This is a genomic window from Rhodopseudomonas sp. (genome assembly GCF_013377015.1).
Classification (GTDB): domain Bacteria; phylum Pseudomonadota; class Alphaproteobacteria; order Rhizobiales; family Xanthobacteraceae; genus JARJEH01.
The window spans coordinates 648,946-669,217 of the sequence record NZ_JACABA010000002.1 but is presented as its reverse complement, the minus strand read 5'-3'; the positions used below and the strand labels follow the sequence as shown (position 1 = coordinate 669,217).

Sequence of the window (20,272 nt, the reverse complement as noted above, 5' to 3'; positions counted from 1 at the left end):
CGGAAATCGTCGGACTAACCTTCTCAGGCCGCGGCCTTCTTGGCGCGCGGCTTCTTGGCGGCCGGAGCCGCCTCGCCGTCGGCGGCCTTCTTGGCCTTCTTCGCCGGAGCCTTGGCGGCGGTCACTTTCTTGGCGACCTTCTTGGCGGCTTTCTTGACGGCCTTGCGAGCCTTCTTGGCCACCTTCTTGGTGGCTTCCACCGCGTCGCTGATGGCATCCGTCACTTGATCGATCATCGGCTTTTCGTCGTCCATGGTATCCCCCAAATCAGGTTAGCGATGCCATTGACGATATCCGATTCGCGGAATTGTTGTTGACAAGCTCGCACTGATTCAACGCTTACGCACTGTGGCGTAGGCATCCAGCGCGCGCTGCCGTCCGACCTTGTGATCGACGATCGGGTTCGGGTAGTTGCGGCCGAGGGTGACGCCGGCGGCGGCGAGTTCGAGCGGCGTCGCGGTCCACGGTTGGTGGATCAGCTTGGTCGGCAGGCCCGCGATCTCCGGGACCCAGCGCCGAACGTAGTCGCCGTCGGGATCGAATTTCTCACCCTGCAGGATCGGGTTGAACACCCGGAAATACGGCGCGGCATCGGCGCCGCAGCCCGCGACCCATTGCCAGTTCGCCGGGTTGCTGCCGGGATCGGCGTCGACCAGCGTGTCCCAGAACCATCGTTCGCCGTGGCGCCAGTCGATCAACAGGTGCTTGACCAGGAACGACGCCACCACCATGCGGACCCGGTTGTGCATCACGCCGCTGTGCCAGAGCTGCCGCATTCCGGCGTCGACGATCGGATAGCCGGTCCGGCCGCGCTGCCAGGCCCGCAGCGCTTCGGCGTCGTGCCGCCATGGAAAGGCGTCGAACGCCGGCTGCAGATTGCGCGTGACGAGATCGGGGAGGTCGAACAGCAGATGTCGGCAGAATTCGCGCCAGCCCAGTTCGCTGAGGAACTTGTCGATATCGCCCGCGATCGCCGGCCGCTCTGCCACGGCGAATTTCGCCGCGTGCCAGACCTGCCGCGGGCTGATCTCGCCGAACCGCAGATGCGGCGAGAGTCCGGAGGTGACGTCGCGATCCGGCCGGTCGCGCCCGGTGGCGTAGCCCGATGCCCGATCGAGGAATTGTGTCAGCACGGCCTGCGCGGCGGCTTCGCCCGGGGTCCAGGTCTCGCGCAGGCCGCCGGCCCAGTCCGGTTGTGTCGGCTCCAGCTTCCAGTCGGCCAGCGTGTCGCCGGGCAGAAGCGGCGGCGGTCGCAACGCGCTTGGCGCCGGCAGCGGCTTCGGCGGGCCGCCGAGAGTCTGAACCCGTTTCCAGAACGGCGTGAACACCCGCAGCCCGCGGCCGTCCTTGGTGCGGATGTCGCGAGGCGCCGCCAGCAGGTCGCCGCGAAAGCGGTGCGTCGGGATTCCCAGCCGGTCCAGCGAAGCGTCGAGGGCGTCGGCCTGGGCGCGCTCCGGCGCCATCTCGATTTCGTTCCAATAGACCCCGCCGGCATCGATCTCGCGCGCCAGCCCGGTGATGATCCGGTCCGCCGGTCCGCGACGCAGCAGCAGCGTGCCGCCAAGCCCGATCAGGCTGGTCTGCAGCGCCCGCAGCGATTGCGCCAGCCACCAGCGAGCGGCGTCGCCGAGCGGCCTGATTGCCGGGCTCGCTTCGTCCAGGACATACACGCAAACCAGCGGCTTTCCGGTTTGCGCTGCGGCGTGCAGCGCCGGATGGTCCGAGAGCCGCAAATCGTCGCGGAACCAGACGATCATTGGCTGGGGGATGTCGTTGGGCATCAGGCTGTTGTCATCCGAAGGTCGTGGAACAGATCAACGCTTTCGCGCGCAAATGGATTGCAACCTTCAACAATCTCGAACGTATTGGAACTGGACGAGATTTGAATCACGCTGGAGGGCGACTTGAAGCGATATGGCATTCTCTACCTGGCAACATTCATCATCCTGATCCCGCTGGATTTCCTGTTCCTGGGGACGATCGCGAAGAACTTCTTCACCGCGCAGGTCGGCGACATGCTCGGCGAGGTCAGGCTGGCGCCGGCGATTCTGTTTTACCTGCTCTACGTTGTGGGTATTGTCATCTTCGTCAACGGCCCGGCCAGCGCGACCTGGCAATCGTCGCTCGTCTACGGCGCATTGTTCGGGCTGTTCTGCTACGCCACCTTCGAGCTTACCGCGCTGGCGTTGCTGAAGCACTGGACCTGGCCGGTGGTGGCGCTCGACATCTCCTGGGGCACCTTCATCACTGCTTTTTCGGGCGCCGTGGGATTGGTGCTGGCGAACTGGATTTCGGAAAAAATTTAACGATTTCTGATGCTTGGATAGAGTTTTCGGCGTTGCTGGGCGAGCTGCTGGCACCCGCCCAGCGATTTGGCGCGCGCCGAGTTCGGGTGCGCAAGAATCACATTGGCGTCGAAATCGTCGCTGCCTTGATATCGCCGCTTGCGTGCCGCACCGCCGCCGAAGGCGGCTGCGATTACTCTCGCCGTGATGCAAATCACAGCGACAATTTGGCAACTATTTTAACAATCTTAAGATCGATGCCGACTCGTTCGCGACCAAAGTCGATGGCTTAACCAATCGTTTACACCGGCGTGGAAATGCTGGGTCTACAACAAAAGAGAAGAGTGATACCATGACTACCTCTGACCATGCCGAAGAGATCGGCGTCATCGAAACCTCCCGGATTGCGGACCGCTATACCGCTGCGCAGGCCCTCGGCGTTGTGCGCGATGGCGTGATTACCGGAGAAGGACCGACGACCCAGGGTCGCGTTCATTTCTCCCGGATGCTGGACGCCGCCGACGCTGCCTGGTGCGCGCGGATCCTGACCGCCGCCGCGGTCGAAAATCAGCCGGTCAGCCGGGCCGAAGCCGAAGCGCTGTTCGAGATCAACGATGCCGCCGCCGAGCGCAGCGATGACGGGCTGTTCGACGACTTGTTCGCCAAGGCGATCGTGCATCACGCGGCGTCGGCCTCCGGTCTGCCGGTGCCGTCGCGCACCGTGGCGCTGTCGCCGGACACCGCGATCGAGACCTGGGCGCCCACTCAGGCGATCGGCGTGAACACCGAAGTGCTGGAGTGGATCGCCCGGCAGATGCGCAGCAACCGCCGCAACAACAACAATGCGTTGAGGCGACTGGTTGCCGCCACCGTGATCGGCGCCGCGACGATGCCGCTGGTGCAGCAGCTGCCGAACATGTTCGATCTCGGCATGTGATTCTGCGACCAACGCGAAGGTTTGCAGCGGCGGGTCTCTTGGCCCGCCGTTCTTGTTTTGCGCCGTGCCCGGGCGGAGCCGCGACGGCTCACAATGAGGATCGCGACTCCATCCCAGGCCTTTGAACAGCGGTGGTTATTTTCCCGCGGTCTTCTGCTTGTCCGGCTCCAGGCCGACCGTTCGTCCCGGGAAGCCGGCGACATCGAAATAGCGCTGGTTCAAGACGCGCTGGAATTTCAGCACGGTGCTCAGCCCGTTCGCCGATACGCGCGATTTCATCGAGCCGACGAAGGCCTTCGGCGTGGCGCCGTTTGGCATGGCTTCGGTCATCACCCGTCCGATCAGTGTGCCGTTGGCCTTGGGCGCCAGTCCCATGAGCCGGGCCGCGGTCATGCCGACATCGGCATTGCTGACCGGCAGCGGGTCGGCGTAGCCCGATTTGAAGTCCGGTCCGATCGCCGCCATGAAGTTCATGGTGTCGCCGCGACTGAAGGTGCCGTGCATGCCCTGGCCTTGCCGCAGGATGGTGTCGGCGATCTCGACCGAGCAGTTGGTCGGCTGCTCGCAGCCCGACGCATAGGAGCGGAAGTTGACTACGATCGCCGGGTGCGGCGTCACCGCCTTGCCCTGTAGGTTCAGCGTCGACATCGGCAGGGCGCCGGGATAGCGCCCGAGGCTGTCGTCGACCCAGATGCCGCTGATGTAGTCCTGCTCCAGCAGCGCTTTCACCGCACGGTCCGCCAGCTTGCGGTCCTTGTTCGGCAGATAGATCAGGTCGGAGCCGCCATTGGTGGCGACGATCAGCTCGGGCTTCGCGGGATCCTGGCCGAGCAGCGCATTACCGGCCTTGGGAAACGCGTTGTCTCCGACGCGGGCGTTCTTGTCGTTGGGATCGAACAGCGGCAGGTTGAGCGCCTTCGACAGATCGATGGCAAGAAAGCCCAGCGGCAGGAAGCCGGCCGGCGTATCCGGATAGCTGCCCTTGATCGTGGTGCTGGTCTTGCTCTCCTTGGAAATCGTCGAGAAGCCGTGATCGGCGGAGACGATGATATTGGTCGAGGCGGCAAGCCCGAGCTCGTCCAGCGCCTTGCGCAATTGCGCGAGGTTGTCGTCGGCGTTCCTGATCGCGGCCATCGAGGCCGGGCCGTTGATGCCGGGCGTGATGCTGTTGAGGCTGTCGCCGTTGTTATGCTGGGTGCCGTCCGGATCGCGCGACCAGAACACCAGCACAAACGGCTTGCTGCGCGCCTTGAACATCGGCAGCACCACCTTGCTGGCGACGTCGGCCAGATAGGCCTGCTGGGCAATATTGGCAACCACGGTGCCGGGGGTCTTGGAATCGCCGGCCTTGCCGTTGTCGCCGCGGCTCGGGGTCGCCAGCGGCAGGCTGGCGGCATTCAGCGCCGCCTTGATCTCGTCGGACAACGGCACGCCGATCAGCTTGCCCTCCTTGTCGACCGCGCCGGTCTGGTCGTCGACAGTGATGGTCTTGGTGCCGCTGCGTTCTGTATGGTCGAACAACAGCGTCGGGCCGAGCTTGCCGATCGCGGCGGTGCTGAAGCCTTTTTCGCGCGCCGCCTTGAGGATGGTTTCCTCGTCAAGGAAATCGCCGTTGAACTGCTCGTCGAGGTCGAGCAGCACCTGGTCGTGCTCGATGAACGGCACCACGCTGCCGTTCTGCACCGCGGTGGGGTGGCCGGTATAGATCGAATTACTGAACACGCCGGTGTCGCCCAGATAGTGGCCGGTCGCCATCGCCGAGCCGTTCGCCATGGTGAAGGTCGGAAACAGCGAATGCGGGTTCTTGAAATTAACGCCCCGATCGCGGATCGCAGCCATCGCTGGCGCGGTTTCCGGCGTCACCTTCAAGGCCCGCAATCCGTCCGGGATGAACAGAATTAGGTTGCGGGGCTGATTATTCTGGGCGAAAGCCGTGGTCGCGGACAACAGCACGAGGCCCGCGGACAGGATGGCGAGTGGACGGTGCATGGCAGCCTCTTCCGGAGCGAGGGGGAATCCCGTGACCCCTCCACAATATCTAGTTTTCCTGAGCGACAGAATTGTTACAAGCACACCCGGATGCCAGATTGCCGTCCCGGCCGGGAGGGCTGACCCACCCCCAAGCTTGCAAGCAAAAAGCACATGTTCAAAAGAATTCTGATCGCCAATCGCGGCGAGATCGCCTGCCGGGTCATCAAAACCGCTCGGCGGATGGGTATCGAGACCGTCGCGGTCTATTCCGAGGCCGACCGCGACGCGTTGCATGTCGAAATGGCGGATCACGCCGTTCTGATCGGGCCGCCGGCGGCATCCGAAAGCTATCTGGTGATCGAGAAGATCATCGCCGCCTGCAAGCAGACCGGCGCCGAGGCGGTGCATCCCGGCTACGGCTTTCTGTCGGAACGCGAGGCTTTCGCGGTGGCGCTAGCCGAGGCCGGCATCGTCTTCATCGGTCCCAATCCCGGCGCCATCGCCGCGATGGGCGACAAGATCGAATCCAAGAAGGCCGCCGCGGCGGCCAACGTCTCCACCGTACCGGGCCATCTGGGCGTCATCACCGACGGCAAGCACGCGATCAAGATCGCCGACGAAATCGGCTATCCGGTGATGATCAAGGCCTCCGCCGGCGGCGGCGGCAAGGGCATGCGGATCGCCTATTCGACATCGGAAGTCGAGGAGGGCTTCGGGCTAGCGACGGCAGAGGCCAAGTCGTCGTTCGGCGACGACCGGATCTTCATCGAGAAATTCATCGTCGACCCGCGCCACATCGAGATCCAGGTGCTCGGCGACAAGCATGGCAACGTGATCTATCTCGGCGAGCGCGAATGTTCGATCCAGCGCCGCAACCAGAAGGTGATCGAGGAGGCGCCGTCGCCGCTGCTCGACGAGGCCACCCGCCGCAAGATGGGCGATCAGGCGGTCGCTCTCGCCAAGGCAGTCCATTACGATTCCGCCGGCACCGTCGAATTCGTCGCCGGGCAGGACAAGAGCTTTTACTTCCTCGAAATGAACACGCGGCTGCAGGTCGAGCATCCGGTCACCGAGATGGTGACCGGGGTCGATCTGGTCGAGCAGATGATTCGGGTCGCCGCCGGCGAGAAGCTGTCGATCGCCCAAAAGGACGTCACGCTGAAGGGGTGGGCGGTGGAATCGCGGGTCTATGCCGAGGATCCGTTCCGCAACTTCCTGCCTTCGATCGGGCGGCTGGTGAAGTATCGCCCGCCGGCGGAAAGTAGCTCCGACGGCATCACCGTGCGCAACGACACCGGGGTGCAGGAGGGCGGCGAGATCGCGATCTATTACGATCCGATGATCGCCAAGCTGGTCACCCATGCGCCGTCGCGGGCCGCTGCGATCGAGGCCCAGGCCCATGCGCTGGACTCGTTCTACATCGACGGCATCCGCCACAACATTCCGTTCCTGTCGGCGCTGATGACCCATCCGCGCTGGCGCGAGGGCAATCTGTCGACCGGCTTCATCGCCGAGGAATTTCCGCAGGGCTTCGCGGCGCGGGAGCCGGAAGGCGACATTGCCCGCCGGATCGCCGCGGTCGGCGCCGCGATCGACCGGGTGATCGGCGAGCGCAAGCGCAAGATCTCGGGCCAGATGATCGGCCGCGCGGTGATCCGCGAACGCCGTCGCTCTGTGTGGCTGGAGCGTGCCGAAATTCCGCTCGACGTCACCCGAGAGGGCGAGGACTTCGTGGTCCGCTTCGTCGGCGCCGATGGCGCGCTGGGGCAGCCGCATCTGCTGGTTTCGCCCTGGATGCCGGGCGATCCGGTGTGGCAGGGCACCATCGACGGCTATCCCATCGCAGTGCAGGTTCGGCCGATCCCGAACGGTGTGCGGCTGGCGCATCAGGGCTACGAGGTTGCGGTCAACGTCTTCACCGAACGCGAGGCGTCGTCGGCGCGCTGGATGCTGGTCGGCAACAAGGCCGATACCGGCAAGAAGGTGCTGTGCCCGATGCCGGGCCTGGTGGTGTCGATCGCGGTAACCGAGGGCCAGGAGGTCAAAACCGGTGAGACGCTCGCGGTGGTCGAGGCGATGAAGATGCAGAACGTGCTGCGCGCCGAGCGCGACGGCACGGTGAAGAAGATCCACGCCACCGCCGGCGCGACGCTGGCGGTCGACGCCGTCATTCTCGAATTCGCCTGAACCGATGGCCTGGCGCAACCGCCGCGCCGCGCTACGCGCGATCCTGTCGGGATCGCGCTGCGTAAGGCCGGCGTCGGTCTACGATGCGATCTCGATCCGGATCGCCGACGATCTCGGCTTCGAACTCGGCATGTTCGGCGGCTCGGTGGCGTCGCTGGCGATCCTGGGCGATCCCGATGTCGCGCTGATCACGCTGACCGAACTTGCCGAACAGATGCGGCGGATGGCGCGCGCCGCGGCCTTGCCGGTGCTGGTCGATGCCGATCACGGCTACGGCAACGCGCTCAACGTGCGGCGCACCGTGCAGGAACTGGAGGCCGCCGGCGCCGCCGGATTGACCATCGAGGATACGTTGCTGCCGCAGGCGTTCGGCGAAGCGACACCGCAATTGGTTTCACCGGAAGAGGGACTCGGCAAAATCAAGGCGGCGCTCGACGCGCGGATCGATCCAACGGTGGTGATCGTCGGCCGCACCGGCGCGCTGACGATGAGCACGCTTGAGGATGCGATTGATCGCGCCGTGGCCTATGAGGCGGCAGGCGTCGACGCGCTGTTCTTCACCGGCGTCAAGACCCGCGCGCAACTCGACGCGATTGCTGCGGCGACGACGCTGCCGATCGTGCTTGGCGGGCCGTCCGACACGATCACCGATTGGGATTATCTGGCGAGCCGGCGGGTGCGGATCGCGGTGCAGGGCCATGCCCCGATCGCGGCGGCGACCCAGGCGGTGTTCGCGACGCTGTCGGCGATCCACGACGGGGCGGCGCCGAAGAATTTACCGGGCCTCGCCTCGGCCGAGCTGATGGAACGGGTGTCGCGCGCCGCCATTGTCAGGGAGCGCGGCGAGCAATTTCTTGGGCTGAAGCGGCAACCGGACTGACACGGCGATGAGCGATGCGATCCGTCAGGTGATGATCCGGGGCCGGGTGCAGGGCGTCGGCTACCGCGCCTGGGTGGCGCATGTCGCGTCCGTGCTGGACGTCGAGGGCTGGGTTCGCAATCGCCGCGACGGCAGCGTCGAGGCCTTGTTTGCGGGATCGTCCACAGCCGTGTCCGAGATGGTGGCGCGGTGCCGGCGCGGTCCGTCGGCTGCGCAGGTGGCCGCCGTCGAGGACGAGCCCGCCGGCGCCGACGCTCTGAATCTACGCGTGCCGGGCGAGCCCTTCTCGGTGCTGCCGACGCTCTGACTATCCGGCGATCTTCCGAAACGTCGCGGCCAAGGTGCGCAGCGCAGCCAACCGCTCCGGGTCGCTGACCTGCGAATGCAGCATCACTTTCGAGGTCGGCAGCCTGGGCAGATCGTGCGCCGGCCCGACGTCGACCAAGCCGGGCGGTGCGATCCGTTTCGCCAGTGGCGCCACAGCCAGGCCCGCCAGCGCGGCCGCGACAACCGCGGTGACGCCGCCGCCGACAAAGACCTCATGCGAGGCGATCCGCGCCTTGTCGAGCGCGCGCAGCGCCAGCGCCCTTACGCCGCAAGGCGGCGCCAGCGAGGCCAGCCGCAGCGGTTCGCCCTTGGTCCATCGAAACCGCGGCGCAGCGAACCAGCCATAGTCGTCGACGGCGATGTTTTCGCCGCCGCGCCGCCCGGCCTCCTGCCGCACGATCACAGCGTCCAGTTCGGCGGCGTCGAGGGCGTCGAGCAGAGTTGGGGAAAATCCGATAGTGACGCCGAACGTCAGCCGCGACGACATTGCATCGAGCTGCGCCAGCAGCGGCACCAACTCCGGGCCGGCGGCGTGATCGCTGATCCCGAGCCGAAGCCGCTGCGTCGCCGGCCGGTCGCCGGCGAGTGCCCGGTCATGCGCTTCGATCAGCGCGCGGGCGCGCGGCTGGAACGCCGTGCCATCGGCGGTCAGGCTGACCGCGCGCGGCGAGCGTTCCACCAGCCGCTGGCCGAGCAGCGCTTCCAGCCGCTGCAGCTTCATGCTGATCGCGGCCTGGGTGGTGCCCAGCGCCTCGGCGGCGCGGGTGAAGCTCTGCAATTCGGCGACGCGCAGAAACGCCTTCACGGTCGTAATGTCGAGGTCGCTCATTTCATCATCACAACCCGTTATGATTGAAATCTATAATCATAAGGTATCGTAATTTTGGCGGCAGGTCTAGGTTGTCGGCACGCGAACGATCGCGCCGCCTTGAAAGGACACGCCATGCCGATGATCACCGTCCGCTACACCACGTTGCGCCGAACCTTGGGCCTCAAGCCGCAGATCGCCGCCGCGGTCAGCGAACTCGCCGCCACGCTGCTGCACAAGGATCCGCAGGTGACCGCGGCGATCGTCGAGAGCGCCGATCCGGCGGACTGGTTCGTCGCCGGAAGGTCGCTGGCCGACCACAAGCTCGCCGGCTTCTGGCTCGACATCCGCATTACAGACGGCACCAACAGCAAGGACGAGAAGGCCGCCTTTGTCGCCGCGACGTTCGCGCGAATGGGCGAATTGCTCGGTCCGCTGCACAACGAAAGCTACGTTCACGTCAACGACGTGCGGGCGGACGGCTACGGCTTCGGCGGCCTGACCCAGGAGCGACGCTACATCGCGGGCAAGCTCGCGGCGTTGCCGCGCAGCGTCGCGGCCTGAACCTCAGGCGCGCGCCGGTGCGGGTGACGTCCGCGCCGGGCGGCGGCGCAGCTTGCGCCGCGCCCACATCCACAGCCCGGTCGAGATCAGCAACAGCATCGCCACCGACGTGATCACATTGAGCGGCGCTGGCACGATCGCGCTCCAGTTGCCCTCATGGATCAGACGTGGCCAATTGCGCGCGGTCGGCAGCAGCCCGTCGCGGGTCACCGCGAACACCCGCATCTCGCCGCCATCGTCGAGCCGCGCCAGCGTCACGCCGCCACGCGGCCGGATCCACGACACCCGCGCCAGATCGTAACTCGCGCCGACGATGTGGATCGCCTCGGTCATGGCGATCGGCGCCGTGCCGGCAGCCGGCCGCGGCGGCGGGGCGGCGAAGGTGATGCCGAACGTCATCAGCAGGCCGGTCAGCGGGCTCAGGATCAGCAGCGGCAGCACGAACCAGCCGGTGCCCTTGTGCCAGCCGGAAAGCGAATTCGCCAATCGTGGCCAGCCCATCAGAATGCCGATCAGGATCAAGCCGAGCATCGCGATGGTCGACACCGGCACCAGCCAGCCGAACCCGGCGATCAGATGCTCGTGCAACCGCCGGGAGGCAAACAGCAACCCGGCCAGGGCCCCGGGAGATTCGATGCGTTCGTTGCTGGCAAGATCGACATGCACCAAGCCGTCGCCGCGCTGGGCGCCGCCGATCGAGACCGTGCCGGCATAGGCCCGCACCATCAGCGTGCGCGCCTTGGCCTCGGGATCGTGCTTGGCGAGCACGGCATCGAGCCGTTCGGCGGTGACGACGCCCGGCCTGGCGCCGGAGCCGGTCAAGATCGGCTCGACCGACAGGATCAGACCGGTGACGATCAAGACCGCGAGCGGGATCGACAGCACCAGCGTGATCCAACGATGCAGTCGCAACAGCCACATCTTCGACATCGATTCGGCCCTTCGCTGCCTGTTGTCACCCGTGGCAGGTATGAACCGATCAACATGACAATCAACTGACGGATAAATAATCTTGGCAGTTGATCCCGCTCAAAGCTTTCCGTGGAAAGCATCGGTCGTGGCACCGAAAATTTCGGTAAAGGCGGCGCGGAGCGCGACATCGAGATCGGCCATGGTCACCGGCAGTCCGAGATCGACCAGGCTGGTGACGCCGTAGCGCGGATCGCTGATGCCGCAGGGCACGATGGCCTGGAAATGGCTGAGGTCCGGCTCGACATTGATGGCGATGCCGTGAAACGTCACCCAGCGCCGCAAGCGAACCCCGATGGCGGCGATCTTGTCCTCGCAGCCTTCGCCCTTGTCCGGCCTTGCCACCCACACTCCGACCCGGTCCTCGCGGCGCTCGCCGCGGACGTTGAAGGCGGCCAACGTCCGAATGATCCAGTGCTCGAGCGCGGCCACATAGGCGCGAACGTCGGGACGGCGGCGTTTCAGGTCGAGCATCACATAGGCAACCCGCTGGCCGGGGCCGTGATAGGTCAGCTGACCGCCGCGCCCGGCAGTAAACAGTGGAAAACGCGCATCGAGCAGGTCGCCGGCCTGACCGCTGGTTCCGGAGGTATAGAGCGGCGGATGCTCCAGAAGCCAGACCAGCTCCGCCGCGTCGCCGGCCGCGATCGCCGCAACCCGCGCTTCCATCGTCGCGACCGCCTCGAGATAGGGCACTGGCGAATCCGCGATCAGCCAGTCCACACCGGGGCCGCCGGAATCTGGCAAAAACCCCTGCAAATCGAGCGTTTGGCGGGCGTTAATCATTGGCTAACCATAACGTGGTGTTCTCGATTTCAGCAATTTCGCATGGTTGAGTACGGGTCCCAGTGCCAACACTCGATAAAGTCTCGGTCGATCTGATGGTGGTCCTCGGGACCACTTCGATGCCCATCCATCAGGTGCTGCGGCTAAGCCGGGGCGCCATCATCGAACTGGACGCCACCGAGGCGGACGAGGTCAAGATCCTCGCCAATAACATGCCGGTCGCCAGCGGCATGGTGCTCGTCGATCGCAACCGGATCGCGGTCGAAGTCAAACAGATGCTGCCGCGATCTCCGGATCACCGATAAGCGGCCTTGTCCCCCCATCATTGATTTGTTAAATGGGCGCCGTTGATCCGGTCAGGGCACAGCTCTGGACCCGATCCTTAAGCGCTCGTGGCGGAATTGGTAGACGCGCTGCCTTGAGGTGGCAGTGAGTAAAATCGTGGGGGTTCGAGTCCCTCCGAGCGCACCAAAATTCAGTGTTGATTGATCGTATGGCGTAATCGGCTTGGTCGGCGGGCCCGGGAGCGGATTCGTTGCCCGTCGGGCCGGCAATCCATCTCTCCGTAACCTTCAGGCGCTATCGCTCTGCCCTCGACCTGAACGATTGGACACGGCCCATGACGTTTCTCAGCTACTTCAACCGTTTCATCTCCAATTTCGTGTTCCTGGCGCTGGTCTATTACAGCCTGAACTTGATGGAGAAATATCAGCAGCGATTCATTCTCGCGGTGCTCGTGCTGGTTTATTGCGCGCTGCATGCGGTGACGGCGTTCCGCTCCTTTTATTTCTACCAGCGAATCGAGCGCCTCGAGCTCGAAGCCCGCAGGCTTGGCGGCGTGGTGGGTTCGGGCCCGAGCGAAACCGCGGCGCGCAAGATCATCATCGGCGACGTCGCGAGCCTGCGCCGCAGCGGCGAGATGAAAACCTATATGGATCTCATGTTCTTGACGATGATTGTGCTGCTTTGCATCGCCAAGATCGTGACAGAGTGAGCGGCGCGGCCACGGTCAGCGCGGCATCACCGGACCGCGCCGCAATTGCGGAACCGTGATCGGCACGCTTCCCGCGATCGGGCGGGAGGCGGCGCTGATATTGATCGACATCAGCGCTGCATTGGCCTCGATCCCCGCGGCGGGGCGCTGTTCCGCATGACGTAACACCGGCACTGTTGCGGTGATCGCAGGCTGGCCGAACTCGGGAATGCTGAACACGCTGGCCGCCGGTACCGGCAGGGTGATGAGATTGTCCGAGGTCTCCGCCGGCGAAAGCCGCGGCCACGGCGCAGGTTCCGGCAGCGGCACCGCCCCGCGTGCCAGGCGCCGGGCGCGGCTGAGGGGATTGGGCAACAGCAGCAGCCTGCCGTCATGCAGATCGGACTCCGACAGCCCCGGACCGGGCATCGCCTCGGCGCTAGCGAAGACGAAAGACGGAATCTTGGGCCAATGCGAGATCGCCACCGTCTCCGAGACCGGATGCAGCTGCCATTGCTGCGGGTCGGTCGGGGTCGCTGGGCGCTGCGGCGTGGCCGGCACCACGTGAACGATTCGGTAGCCCCGCGTTTTCAGCTCGTGGAGCAGGCGCGGCAGCGCTGCGACGGTCCTGGGGTGGATATCGTGCAGCAGCAAGATGCCTTTGCCCTTGGCCTCGAGCCGGTTGATCGCCAGTTCGTACACCCGTGCTGCCGAGATCGGCCGCCAATCGTCGGCGGGGAAATCGGCGCTCCAGGTCTGGATCCCTTGCGACGCGAGATAGTCTTCAACTCCCTCGGCGCGCAGCAGTCCGGGAATGCGGAAGAACGGCGCCACCGCCGAGGCGTCGCCAAGCGCCGCCGTTGTGGCGGCGATGCCGTCATTGATTTCCTGTTGGGCGCGCTCGATCGACATCCGGTTCATGCTGAGCGGATGGTTCTGGCTGTGGGTGCCGATGGTGTGGCCGGCGGCGCGCAGTTTGCGAACGCCCTCCGGATACCCATTGGCCATCCGGCCGATGATGAAAAAGGTCGCCTTGACGCATTCCGCGGCGAGAATGTCGATCACCTGATTGCTGTATTTCGGCAACGGGCCGTCGTCGAAGGTCAGCACCACTTCATGGTCCTGCAGCGGCAGGGTTTCGCCATACTGCATGGTGCCGATCCGCGGATGCTCGCGCGGATCCACCACCAGCGTCCGCGAGGTGCCGAGCGCATCAGGATGACCCGGGCAATCGCCCGCCAGAACCGGCTTCGGGGCGAAGGCAATGGCAACCACAAATCCGACAGCGATGGCCAGTTGCCGGGGCCGCTTTCGGAACGCTCGATCACTGAACATCAAACACCATCACCTACAAAATCGTACGTCTATGCGAAAATCTAGAGGCCGGCCATGAACGCCGCATTAATCGCGGGCCCGGCCGCGGCTCCGGAGTCCAGCGCCGGAAGCAGATTTAGGGTGTACCGTCGTAATTGGCCGCGAGTGTTGCAGGCACGACATGCACCACACGGTAGTGGTTTTCCCGCAGATAGCGCAGGAAGGCCGGCATCATCGCCGCGGTCTGCGGCCTCGGATCGTGAAACAGGATGATTCCCTTGCCGGCTACCTTGAGCCGCTCGGTGATCAGCTGCAGTTCTCGCGCCGGCGTCATCAGCTCCCAGTCGCTGGCCCACAGGTCGGTGCCGAACACCACGATGCCGCGGGACTCCAGCAGATCGAGCAGAGCGGGGGTCGATTCGAAGTATGGAAAGCGAAAGAACGGCGTGCTCGGCCTGCTCCACGTGCTGCCGTGTAGTGCCACCTCATCGGCGACCATGCCGCGGTCGATTTCATCAACCGCGGCCATTCCCCGGTCGATTTCTTCGACGGTCTCGCTCGACTTGATATGCGCGAGATTGCGGTGCGACCAAGTGTGGTGCCCGACGGTATGGCCCTCGGCGGCGATCCGCCGGACCAGATCGGGTACATGCGACGCCGGCCTTCCGACCAGAAAGAATGTGGCGCGGACACATTCTTCGGCCAGCGCTGCCAGCACCTGTTCGGTCATCGGGGAGGTTGGCCCGTCGTCGAACGTCAGCACCACCTCGTGGTCCTGGAGCGGCAGCGTCTGTGGGAAGCTCTTTAGTCCGACCCGCGGGTATCTCGCCGCGTCGACGGCGAGAACTCTGGAAGTACCGAGCGTGCCCGGCCGCGGACAGTCAGCAGCCTGCGCAATCGTGGCGAAGGCGGCCGCGAGGACAACAATGGCCGCTCTCGACACGATCATCATATTATCCTGTACCGGTTTCCGGATTTTGGCGACACAAAATTCATTGCACTTTGTGTCGCCGATTGGTTATTGCCTCATGCATTCGATCCTGGATCGGATGGCGCATTCTGCCCGACTGCGCATGAGGCCCGCAACCCATCCAACCAGCGAGGTGCGGCATGGCCGATGAACTTGATACGGCCCTGCGCGCCGCCGACAGCTTGCCGGCCCACCTGCCTATGCGCGACGAGGATGGCGACATCCGGTCGGCGTTTGTCGAGGCGATTTCGCGCGCAATTGCCTCTCCGGACGCCACTTTTCTGCGTGACATCGTCGGGGAACTGCACGAAGCCGACCTCGGCGATTTGATCGAGGCGCTCGAGCCTGACGAGCGTGTCCGGCTGGTGGAACTCACGGGGGCCTATTTCGACTTTTCGGCACTTAACGAAGTCGACGACTCCGTGCGCGAGGAGATCCTTGAGGAACTCGAACCCGAGACCGTTGCGGAGGGCGTGCGCGAACTCGATTCCGACGACGCCGTCGAACTGCTGGAAGGGCTCGACGAGGAGGATCAGGAGCAGATTCTCGAAAGGCTGCCGCCGTCGGAGCGCGACGCGCTCGAGCGCAGCCTGGATTTCCCCGAAAACTCCGCCGGCCGCCGGATGCAGACCGAGTTCATTTCGGTGCCGCTGGACTGGACCGTGGGGCAGACGATCGACTTCATGCGCGAAACCCCGGAGCTGCCGGAGCGGTTCTACGAAATCTACGCCGTCGACGGGGCTCAGCACTGGCAGGGCGCGGTGGCGCTCGACGCGCTGCTGCGTTCGCGCCGGCCGGTGCCGCTGACCGATCTGATCGACGAGGACCGCCGCCGGGTCTCGGTGCTCGACGATCAGGAAGAAGTCGCCCGGCTGTTCGGTAAGTACAACCTGGTCGCCGCCCCGGTGGTCGACACCGACAACCGGCTGGTCGGCGTCATCACCATCGACGACGTGGTCGACGTGATCGAGGAGGAGGCCGACGAGGACCTCAAGGCGCTGGGCGGCGTCACCAGCGACGAAGAACTGTCCGACAATGTGTGGACCATTGCCAAGGCGCGGTTCAACTGGCTGCTGGTGAACCTCGCCACCGCGTTCCTGGCGTCGTCGGTTCTGGGGCTGTTCGAGGGCCAGTTGCAGCAGATGGTGGCATTGGCAGTGCTGGCGCCGATCGTCGCCAGTCAGGGCGGCAATGCCGCCACCCAGACCATGACGGTCGCGGTGCGCGCGTTGGCCACCCGCGAGCTGCACTCCAGCAACGCTTTCCGGGTGGTGATGAGGGAGGGGCTGGTCGGCCTGGTCAACGGCATCGCTTTCGCGGTGATCACCGGCGTTGCCGCGTTCGCCTGGTTCAGGATTCCGGCGCTCGGTGTGGTGATCGGCCTGGCGATGGTGTGCAACCTGATCGCGGGCGCTTTGGGCGGGATCCTGATCCCGATGGTACTGGAGCGGGTCAAGGCCGATCCCGCGGTGGCATCGGGAACTTTCGTCACCACGATCACCGACGTGGTCGGCTTCTTTGCCTTTCTGGGCATCGCGACGCTGTGGTTCGGGTTGAAATAGCCGGCCTTTCATCGCCCGTTAACAACCTTGGCCGACCATTCCACGATGAGACAGATGCAGCGGCTGCGGCTCAAGGCGGACGGACGGATCGTCGAAATCCTCGACGGGCGCGAATTTCCGCTCGCGCCATCGCCATCCGTCGGTGTGCAGGAGGCAGCAGCTCCGGCGGCTAAGCCGGCGGTTCGCGATCTTCGGCTGCGCACCCGGCTGACGCAGCTCGAATTCGCGGCAAAGCTCGGCATGCCGGTCGAAACCATTCGCAACTGGGAGCAGGGCAAGCGGATACCCCGCGGACCCGCGCGGGCGCTGCTCGCCGTGATTGCCCACGCCCCCGAGACGGTATTTGCCGCGCTAGCGGGCGCGTCGCGGCAAGTCTAGCCGCAACTTGCATTGGCAGTGCGGGGTTCGAGAGACATACTGCCACGTTGTTTCGCCGGCCACGAGAATGCCCATGACGCAATTTGTCGAAGCCAATGGCGCGAAAATACCCATGATCGGGCTCGGCACCTGGGAGCTGAGCGGGAGCGCCTGCGCGCGCGTCGTCGAGCAGGCGATCAAGCTGGGCTACCGCCACATCGATACCGCGCAGGTCTACGACAACGAGCGCGAGGTCGGCGAGGGCATCCGCGCCTCGCACGTCCGGCGTGACGAATTGTTCGTCACCACCAAGGTCTGGACCACGCATTTCGGTCCCAACGACCTGATGCGATCGACCAAGGAAAGCTTGGTGAAGCTGCGACTGTCCGAAATCGATCTGCTGTTGCTGCACTGGCCCAATCCGCACGTGCCGCTGGAGGAGACGCTGGGCGCGCTGGCGCATGTCAGGGAGCTCGGCATGACGCGCCATATCGGGGTATCGAACTTTACCGTGGCGCTGCTCGATCGCGCGGTGGCGGCCTGTCCGGCGCCGTTGGTGTGCAACCAGGTCGAGTATCATCCGTTCCTCGACCAGACCAAGGTGCTGGCCGCCTGCGCCGCGCACGGCATGGCGCTGGTGGCCTATAGCCCGATCGCCAAGGGGCAGGCCAAGAAGGATGAGGTGCTGGCGCGGATCGGTGCGGCGCACGGCAAGACCGCCGCCCAGATTTCGCTGCGCTGGCTGGTGCAGCAGAACGTCCCGGCGATCCCGCGCACCTCGCGGATCGAACGGCTGTCGCAGAATATCGACGTGTTCGACTTCGAATTGTCCGACGACGAGATGCGGCAGATCTTCGCGCTGGGAAGCGCGAAACGGCGGCTGACCAACGTCATGTTCGCCCCGGAATGGGATTGAACAGCTCCCCGTTTTCCGATCGATTTGGCCTGCGGTCGTCACGCATTGCTGGAGCGATGACGCGCCCACGCACAGGTTGAGCGATGTTGTTCGCTGTTTCCAAAATCCTCGGGTTCTTCACCCACCCGTCTAATGCGATCGCTGCGATCTGCGCTCTCGGCGCGGTTCTGCTGCTGACCCGTTGGCGCCGCGCCGGCCTGCGGACCCTCGTGTTGGGCGTAACGTTGCTGCTGCTGTTGGGATATTCGCCGCTTGGCAGCGTGCTGCTGCTGACATTGTCCGAGCGGTTTCCGGCCTGGCAACAATCGGATGGCAGGTCGCCCGACGGCATCATCGTGCTTGGCGGTGCCATCGATTCCGAGGCCACGGTCGCGCGAAACTCGCTGGAGCTGGATTCCTCCGCGGAGCGGATCGTCGCCATGCTCGAACTGGCGCGGCGCTTTCCCCAGGCGCGGATCGTGTTCAGCGGCGGCAGCGGCAACCTGATCCAGAATTCGCTTCCCGAAGCGCCGATTGCCGGCCAGCTGATGCGAAGCTTCGGAATCGCGCCCGAACGCATTGCGCTGGAAGAACAATCCCGGACGACCTCCGAAAATGCGCGGTTCTCCCGCAAGCTGGTGGCGCCGAAGCCCGGCGAGCGCTGGCTGCTGGTGACGTCGGCGTTCCACATGCCGCGCTCGATCGGCGCATTCCGCGCCGCCGGCTTCGACGTCGAAGCCTATCCGGTGGATTGGCGGACCCAGGGCTGGGGCGACGCGATGCTGCCGTTCGACCGGCTCAGCTCGGGTCTGGCTCGCGCTGACGTGGCAATTCACGAATGGACCGGTCTGATCGCTTATTGGCTCACCGGTCAAAGCAGCGCACTGCTGCCGGGCCCGACGAAGCCATAGCGCCTCAATCGTGGCGCGGCAGGCCGAGCCGGTAGACCCCACGAAAATCATTCGGATCCGCCGGATTGCCCTTGCGGTAGATGATCAGACGGCCGGCTTGCGCCAATGCCACTGCTGCCCGGCGGATCGGCAGCAGCAGCCCGTGCCAGTCGCCATCCGGCTCGATCGCGTGCGCGAGTTCCGGCGCGCTCAGCGTGCCGGTGCCGGGGCGAGCCAGCACGGCGAGAATGGCATCTTCAAGGGGAGGGGCGGAGGAGCGCGGCGAATCTTGAACGGTCATGACTCTGCAGTGCCGCATCGCGCCACAGCCTGCAAGCGACCGCCGGTTGGCGGCGGGAAGCGGGTTGATCGCCGCGAACACGTCATGTCAGACTAACGCGGCAATTGGAGACATTCGGCATGGCGCTCACGCTGGTCATCGGCAACAAGAACTATTCGTCATGGTCGATGCGGCCCTGGCTGGCGCTGAAGGCCGGCAAAATCCCGTTCGAGGAGCTGTTCATTCCGCTCTACACTGGCGACGCCGACAAGCGGCGCATTCTCGGTTTCACACAATCGGGCAAGGTACCGGTTCTGGTCGATGGTGAGGTCACGGTCTGGGATTCGCTGGCGATCATCGAATACGCCGCCGAACGATTTCCGAAGGCCCGGCTGTGGCCGGACGACTACGCCAGCCGGGCGCATGCGCGGTCGATCTCGGCGGAAATGCATTCAGGCTTCGCGGCCTTGCGTAACGAATGTGGCATGAATCTGCATCGGCCGATCGGGGCGAAGCCGTTGTCGGACGCCGCCATCGCCGATATTGCGCGGATTGACCAAATCTGGACCGAATGTCGCCAGCGCTATGGCCGGACCGGTCCATATTTGTTTGGTGCCTTCAGCGCCGCGGATGCGATGTACGCGCCGGTGGTACACCGGTTCAGAACCTACGCCGTAGAGGTCGGCTTTGAGTCCAGCAGCTACATGGATGTGATGACGGCGTTGCCGGCGTTCCAGGAGTGGACCGCCGCGGCGCTTGCCGAGTCCCTGATCATCGAGAAATTCGAGGCCGATTGAGGCGACGACTGGACTCCGCCGGGCGCCCCGTCGGCGATCCCCCAAATGGTACCTATCCATCTGAAAATCCTGCAAATTTGTGCATTGGCCAGGCCCTTTTGCGGCTGGCCAGATTGTCGCGTGAGATGGTATAGAATAAGAGGGTTTTCAGCCGGTATTGCAGTGGGGCCGTGGGCAGGCCGGCGTTTCCGTGGTGCGGAGGAGTGGCCGTTGAAACATAAGTTTGTCGTTGGAGAGAGCGTTCATTTCACAGCCAGCAATGTCGCCCGCCCGGCCGCCAGCGGTGCCTATGAGGTGGTCCAGTTGTTGCCGACTGATGGGGACGACTGCCAGTACCGGATCAAGAATTCGACCGAGGCGTTCGAGCGCGTCGCCAAGGAAAGCCAGCTCGACGTTTGCTGAGCTGTGGGCGGTGGCTTCGTCCTTGCGCGCCGGATCGTTGCGCGTAATTCCCTTCGCGTGTTCATGACTTCGGGCATTCAGGACTTGCGCGCCGAGAGTCGCGCGTATTTTGGTCGCA

Annotated in this window: 23 protein-coding genes and 1 tRNA gene; 15 read left to right on the top strand and 9 right to left on the bottom strand. The window is 64.8% G+C overall.

Features of this window, described 5'->3' with window-relative positions:
- Window positions 1-23 precede the first annotated feature (23 nt).
- Both HXX15_RS11610 and HXX15_RS11605 read right to left on the bottom strand, forming a co-directional pair.
- Window positions 24-254: a hypothetical protein gene (locus HXX15_RS11610; protein WP_296516207.1), complete on the bottom strand. Its 231-nt coding sequence runs from the start codon at window positions 252-254 to the stop codon at window positions 24-26.
- Between the two features lie 78 nt (window positions 255-332).
- Window positions 333-1,781 (bottom strand): deoxyribodipyrimidine photo-lyase, encoded by a 1,449-nt coding sequence (locus tag HXX15_RS11605; protein ID WP_296516206.1) that lies wholly within the window; start codon window positions 1,779-1,781, stop codon window positions 333-335.
- Between the two features lie 123 nt (window positions 1,782-1,904).
- Between HXX15_RS11605 and HXX15_RS11600 the strand changes: the two genes are divergently transcribed.
- Both HXX15_RS11600 and HXX15_RS11595 read left to right on the top strand, forming a co-directional pair.
- Window positions 1,905-2,306 (top strand): DUF2177 family protein, encoded by a 402-nt coding sequence (locus HXX15_RS11600; protein WP_296516205.1) that lies wholly within the window; start codon window positions 1,905-1,907, stop codon window positions 2,304-2,306.
- A gap of 331 nt (window positions 2,307-2,637) precedes the next feature.
- On the top strand, window positions 2,638-3,222 hold the full coding sequence (locus HXX15_RS11595; RefSeq protein WP_296516204.1) for a hypothetical protein: 585 nt from the start codon (window positions 2,638-2,640) through the stop codon (window positions 3,220-3,222).
- Between the two features lie 135 nt (window positions 3,223-3,357).
- Here HXX15_RS11595 and HXX15_RS11590 read toward each other — a convergent pair whose 3' ends face one another.
- Window positions 3,358-5,211 carry a nucleotide pyrophosphatase/phosphodiesterase family protein gene (locus HXX15_RS11590; protein ID WP_296516203.1) on the bottom strand — a complete coding sequence of 618 codons (1,854 nt, stop codon included), beginning with the start codon at window positions 5,209-5,211 and terminating at the stop codon, window positions 3,358-3,360.
- Window positions 5,212-5,364: 153 nt separating this feature from the next.
- On the opposite strand from HXX15_RS11590, the gene HXX15_RS11585 reads away from it, so the two are divergent.
- The 3 genes from HXX15_RS11585 to HXX15_RS11575 are packed head-to-tail and all read left to right on the top strand — an operon-like array spanning window position 5,365 to window position 8,567.
- Entirely contained in the window at window positions 5,365-7,380 is a 2,016-nt protein-coding gene (locus tag HXX15_RS11585; RefSeq protein ID WP_296516202.1) for an acetyl/propionyl/methylcrotonyl-CoA carboxylase subunit alpha, read from the top strand.
- A 4-nt stretch (window positions 7,381-7,384) separates the two neighbouring features.
- Window positions 7,385-8,260, top strand: a complete 876-nt coding sequence (locus HXX15_RS11580; RefSeq protein WP_296516201.1) for an isocitrate lyase/PEP mutase family protein — start codon at window positions 7,385-7,387, stop codon at window positions 8,258-8,260.
- Window positions 8,261-8,267: 7 nt separating this feature from the next.
- Window positions 8,268-8,567 carry an acylphosphatase gene (locus HXX15_RS11575; RefSeq protein ID WP_296516200.1) on the top strand — a complete coding sequence of 100 codons (300 nt, stop codon included), beginning with the start codon at window positions 8,268-8,270 and terminating at the stop codon, window positions 8,565-8,567.
- Here the strand turns inward: HXX15_RS11575 and HXX15_RS11570 are convergent, their stop codons facing one another.
- Window positions 8,568-9,416: a LysR family transcriptional regulator gene (locus HXX15_RS11570; RefSeq protein ID WP_296516199.1), complete on the bottom strand. Its 849-nt coding sequence runs from the start codon at window positions 9,414-9,416 to the stop codon at window positions 8,568-8,570.
- A gap of 114 nt (window positions 9,417-9,530) precedes the next feature.
- Between HXX15_RS11570 and HXX15_RS11565 the strand changes: the two genes are divergently transcribed.
- Window positions 9,531-9,959 (top strand): 4-oxalocrotonate tautomerase family protein, encoded by a 429-nt coding sequence (locus HXX15_RS11565; protein WP_296516198.1) that lies wholly within the window; start codon window positions 9,531-9,533, stop codon window positions 9,957-9,959.
- 3 nt (window positions 9,960-9,962) lie between these two features.
- Here the strand turns inward: HXX15_RS11565 and HXX15_RS11560 are convergent, their stop codons facing one another.
- Window positions 9,963-10,889 carry a PepSY-associated TM helix domain-containing protein gene (locus HXX15_RS11560; protein ID WP_296516197.1) on the bottom strand — a complete coding sequence of 309 codons (927 nt, stop codon included), beginning with the start codon at window positions 10,887-10,889 and terminating at the stop codon, window positions 9,963-9,965.
- Between the two features lie 99 nt (window positions 10,890-10,988).
- A complete protein-coding gene (gene lipB, locus HXX15_RS11555; RefSeq protein WP_296516196.1) occupies window positions 10,989-11,714 on the bottom strand; it encodes a lipoyl(octanoyl) transferase LipB in 726 nt (241 codons plus the stop codon).
- Window positions 11,715-11,776: 62 nt separating this feature from the next.
- Here lipB and HXX15_RS11550 point away from each other — a divergent pair, with 62 nt between their 5' ends.
- From HXX15_RS11550 to HXX15_RS11540, 3 genes are all read left to right on the top strand, one after another.
- A complete protein-coding gene (locus HXX15_RS11550; protein WP_296516194.1) occupies window positions 11,777-12,019 on the top strand; it encodes a FliM/FliN family flagellar motor switch protein in 243 nt (80 codons plus the stop codon).
- An 81-nt stretch (window positions 12,020-12,100) separates the two neighbouring features.
- A tRNA-Leu gene (locus HXX15_RS11545) sits at window positions 12,101-12,185 on the top strand.
- A 148-nt stretch (window positions 12,186-12,333) separates the two neighbouring features.
- Window positions 12,334-12,708: a hypothetical protein gene (locus HXX15_RS11540; RefSeq protein ID WP_296516915.1), complete on the top strand. Its 375-nt coding sequence runs from the start codon at window positions 12,334-12,336 to the stop codon at window positions 12,706-12,708.
- A gap of 15 nt (window positions 12,709-12,723) precedes the next feature.
- On the opposite strand, the gene HXX15_RS11535 is transcribed toward HXX15_RS11540, so the two are convergent.
- On the bottom strand, window positions 12,724-14,022 hold the full coding sequence (locus tag HXX15_RS11535) for a polysaccharide deacetylase family protein (protein ID WP_296516193.1): 1,299 nt from the start codon (window positions 14,020-14,022) through the stop codon (window positions 12,724-12,726).
- A 115-nt stretch (window positions 14,023-14,137) separates the two neighbouring features.
- Window positions 14,138-14,950, bottom strand: coding sequence for a polysaccharide deacetylase family protein (locus HXX15_RS11530; RefSeq protein ID WP_296516914.1), 813 nt, complete (start codon window positions 14,948-14,950; stop codon window positions 14,138-14,140).
- A gap of 161 nt (window positions 14,951-15,111) precedes the next feature.
- Between HXX15_RS11530 and mgtE the strand changes: the two genes are divergently transcribed.
- The 4 genes from mgtE to HXX15_RS11510 all read left to right on the top strand — a co-directional run bounded on the left by mgtE (window position 15,112) and on the right by HXX15_RS11510 (window position 18,696).
- Window positions 15,112-16,533, top strand: coding sequence for a magnesium transporter (gene mgtE, locus HXX15_RS11525; RefSeq protein WP_296516191.1), 1,422 nt, complete (start codon window positions 15,112-15,114; stop codon window positions 16,531-16,533).
- A 54-nt stretch (window positions 16,534-16,587) separates the two neighbouring features.
- Window positions 16,588-16,911 carry a helix-turn-helix domain-containing protein gene (locus HXX15_RS11520; protein ID WP_296516189.1) on the top strand — a complete coding sequence of 108 codons (324 nt, stop codon included), beginning with the start codon at window positions 16,588-16,590 and terminating at the stop codon, window positions 16,909-16,911.
- A 73-nt stretch (window positions 16,912-16,984) separates the two neighbouring features.
- Window positions 16,985-17,806, top strand: a complete 822-nt coding sequence (locus tag HXX15_RS11515) for an aldo/keto reductase (RefSeq protein ID WP_296516187.1) — start codon at window positions 16,985-16,987, stop codon at window positions 17,804-17,806.
- A gap of 83 nt (window positions 17,807-17,889) precedes the next feature.
- Window positions 17,890-18,696 carry a YdcF family protein gene (locus tag HXX15_RS11510; RefSeq protein ID WP_296516185.1) on the top strand — a complete coding sequence of 269 codons (807 nt, stop codon included), beginning with the start codon at window positions 17,890-17,892 and terminating at the stop codon, window positions 18,694-18,696.
- 4 nt (window positions 18,697-18,700) lie between these two features.
- Here the strand turns inward: HXX15_RS11510 and HXX15_RS11505 are convergent, their stop codons facing one another.
- Window positions 18,701-18,976 (bottom strand): DUF3253 domain-containing protein, encoded by a 276-nt coding sequence (locus HXX15_RS11505; protein WP_296516912.1) that lies wholly within the window; start codon window positions 18,974-18,976, stop codon window positions 18,701-18,703.
- Between the two features lie 119 nt (window positions 18,977-19,095).
- On the opposite strand from HXX15_RS11505, the gene HXX15_RS11500 reads away from it, so the two are divergent.
- Both HXX15_RS11500 and HXX15_RS11495 read left to right on the top strand, forming a co-directional pair.
- Window positions 19,096-19,752: a glutathione S-transferase family protein gene (locus HXX15_RS11500; RefSeq protein WP_296516184.1), complete on the top strand. Its 657-nt coding sequence runs from the start codon at window positions 19,096-19,098 to the stop codon at window positions 19,750-19,752.
- A 210-nt stretch (window positions 19,753-19,962) separates the two neighbouring features.
- Window positions 19,963-20,154, top strand: a complete 192-nt coding sequence (locus HXX15_RS11495; protein ID WP_296516183.1) for a hypothetical protein — start codon at window positions 19,963-19,965, stop codon at window positions 20,152-20,154.
- The last annotated feature ends 118 nt before the right edge of the window (window positions 20,155-20,272 follow it).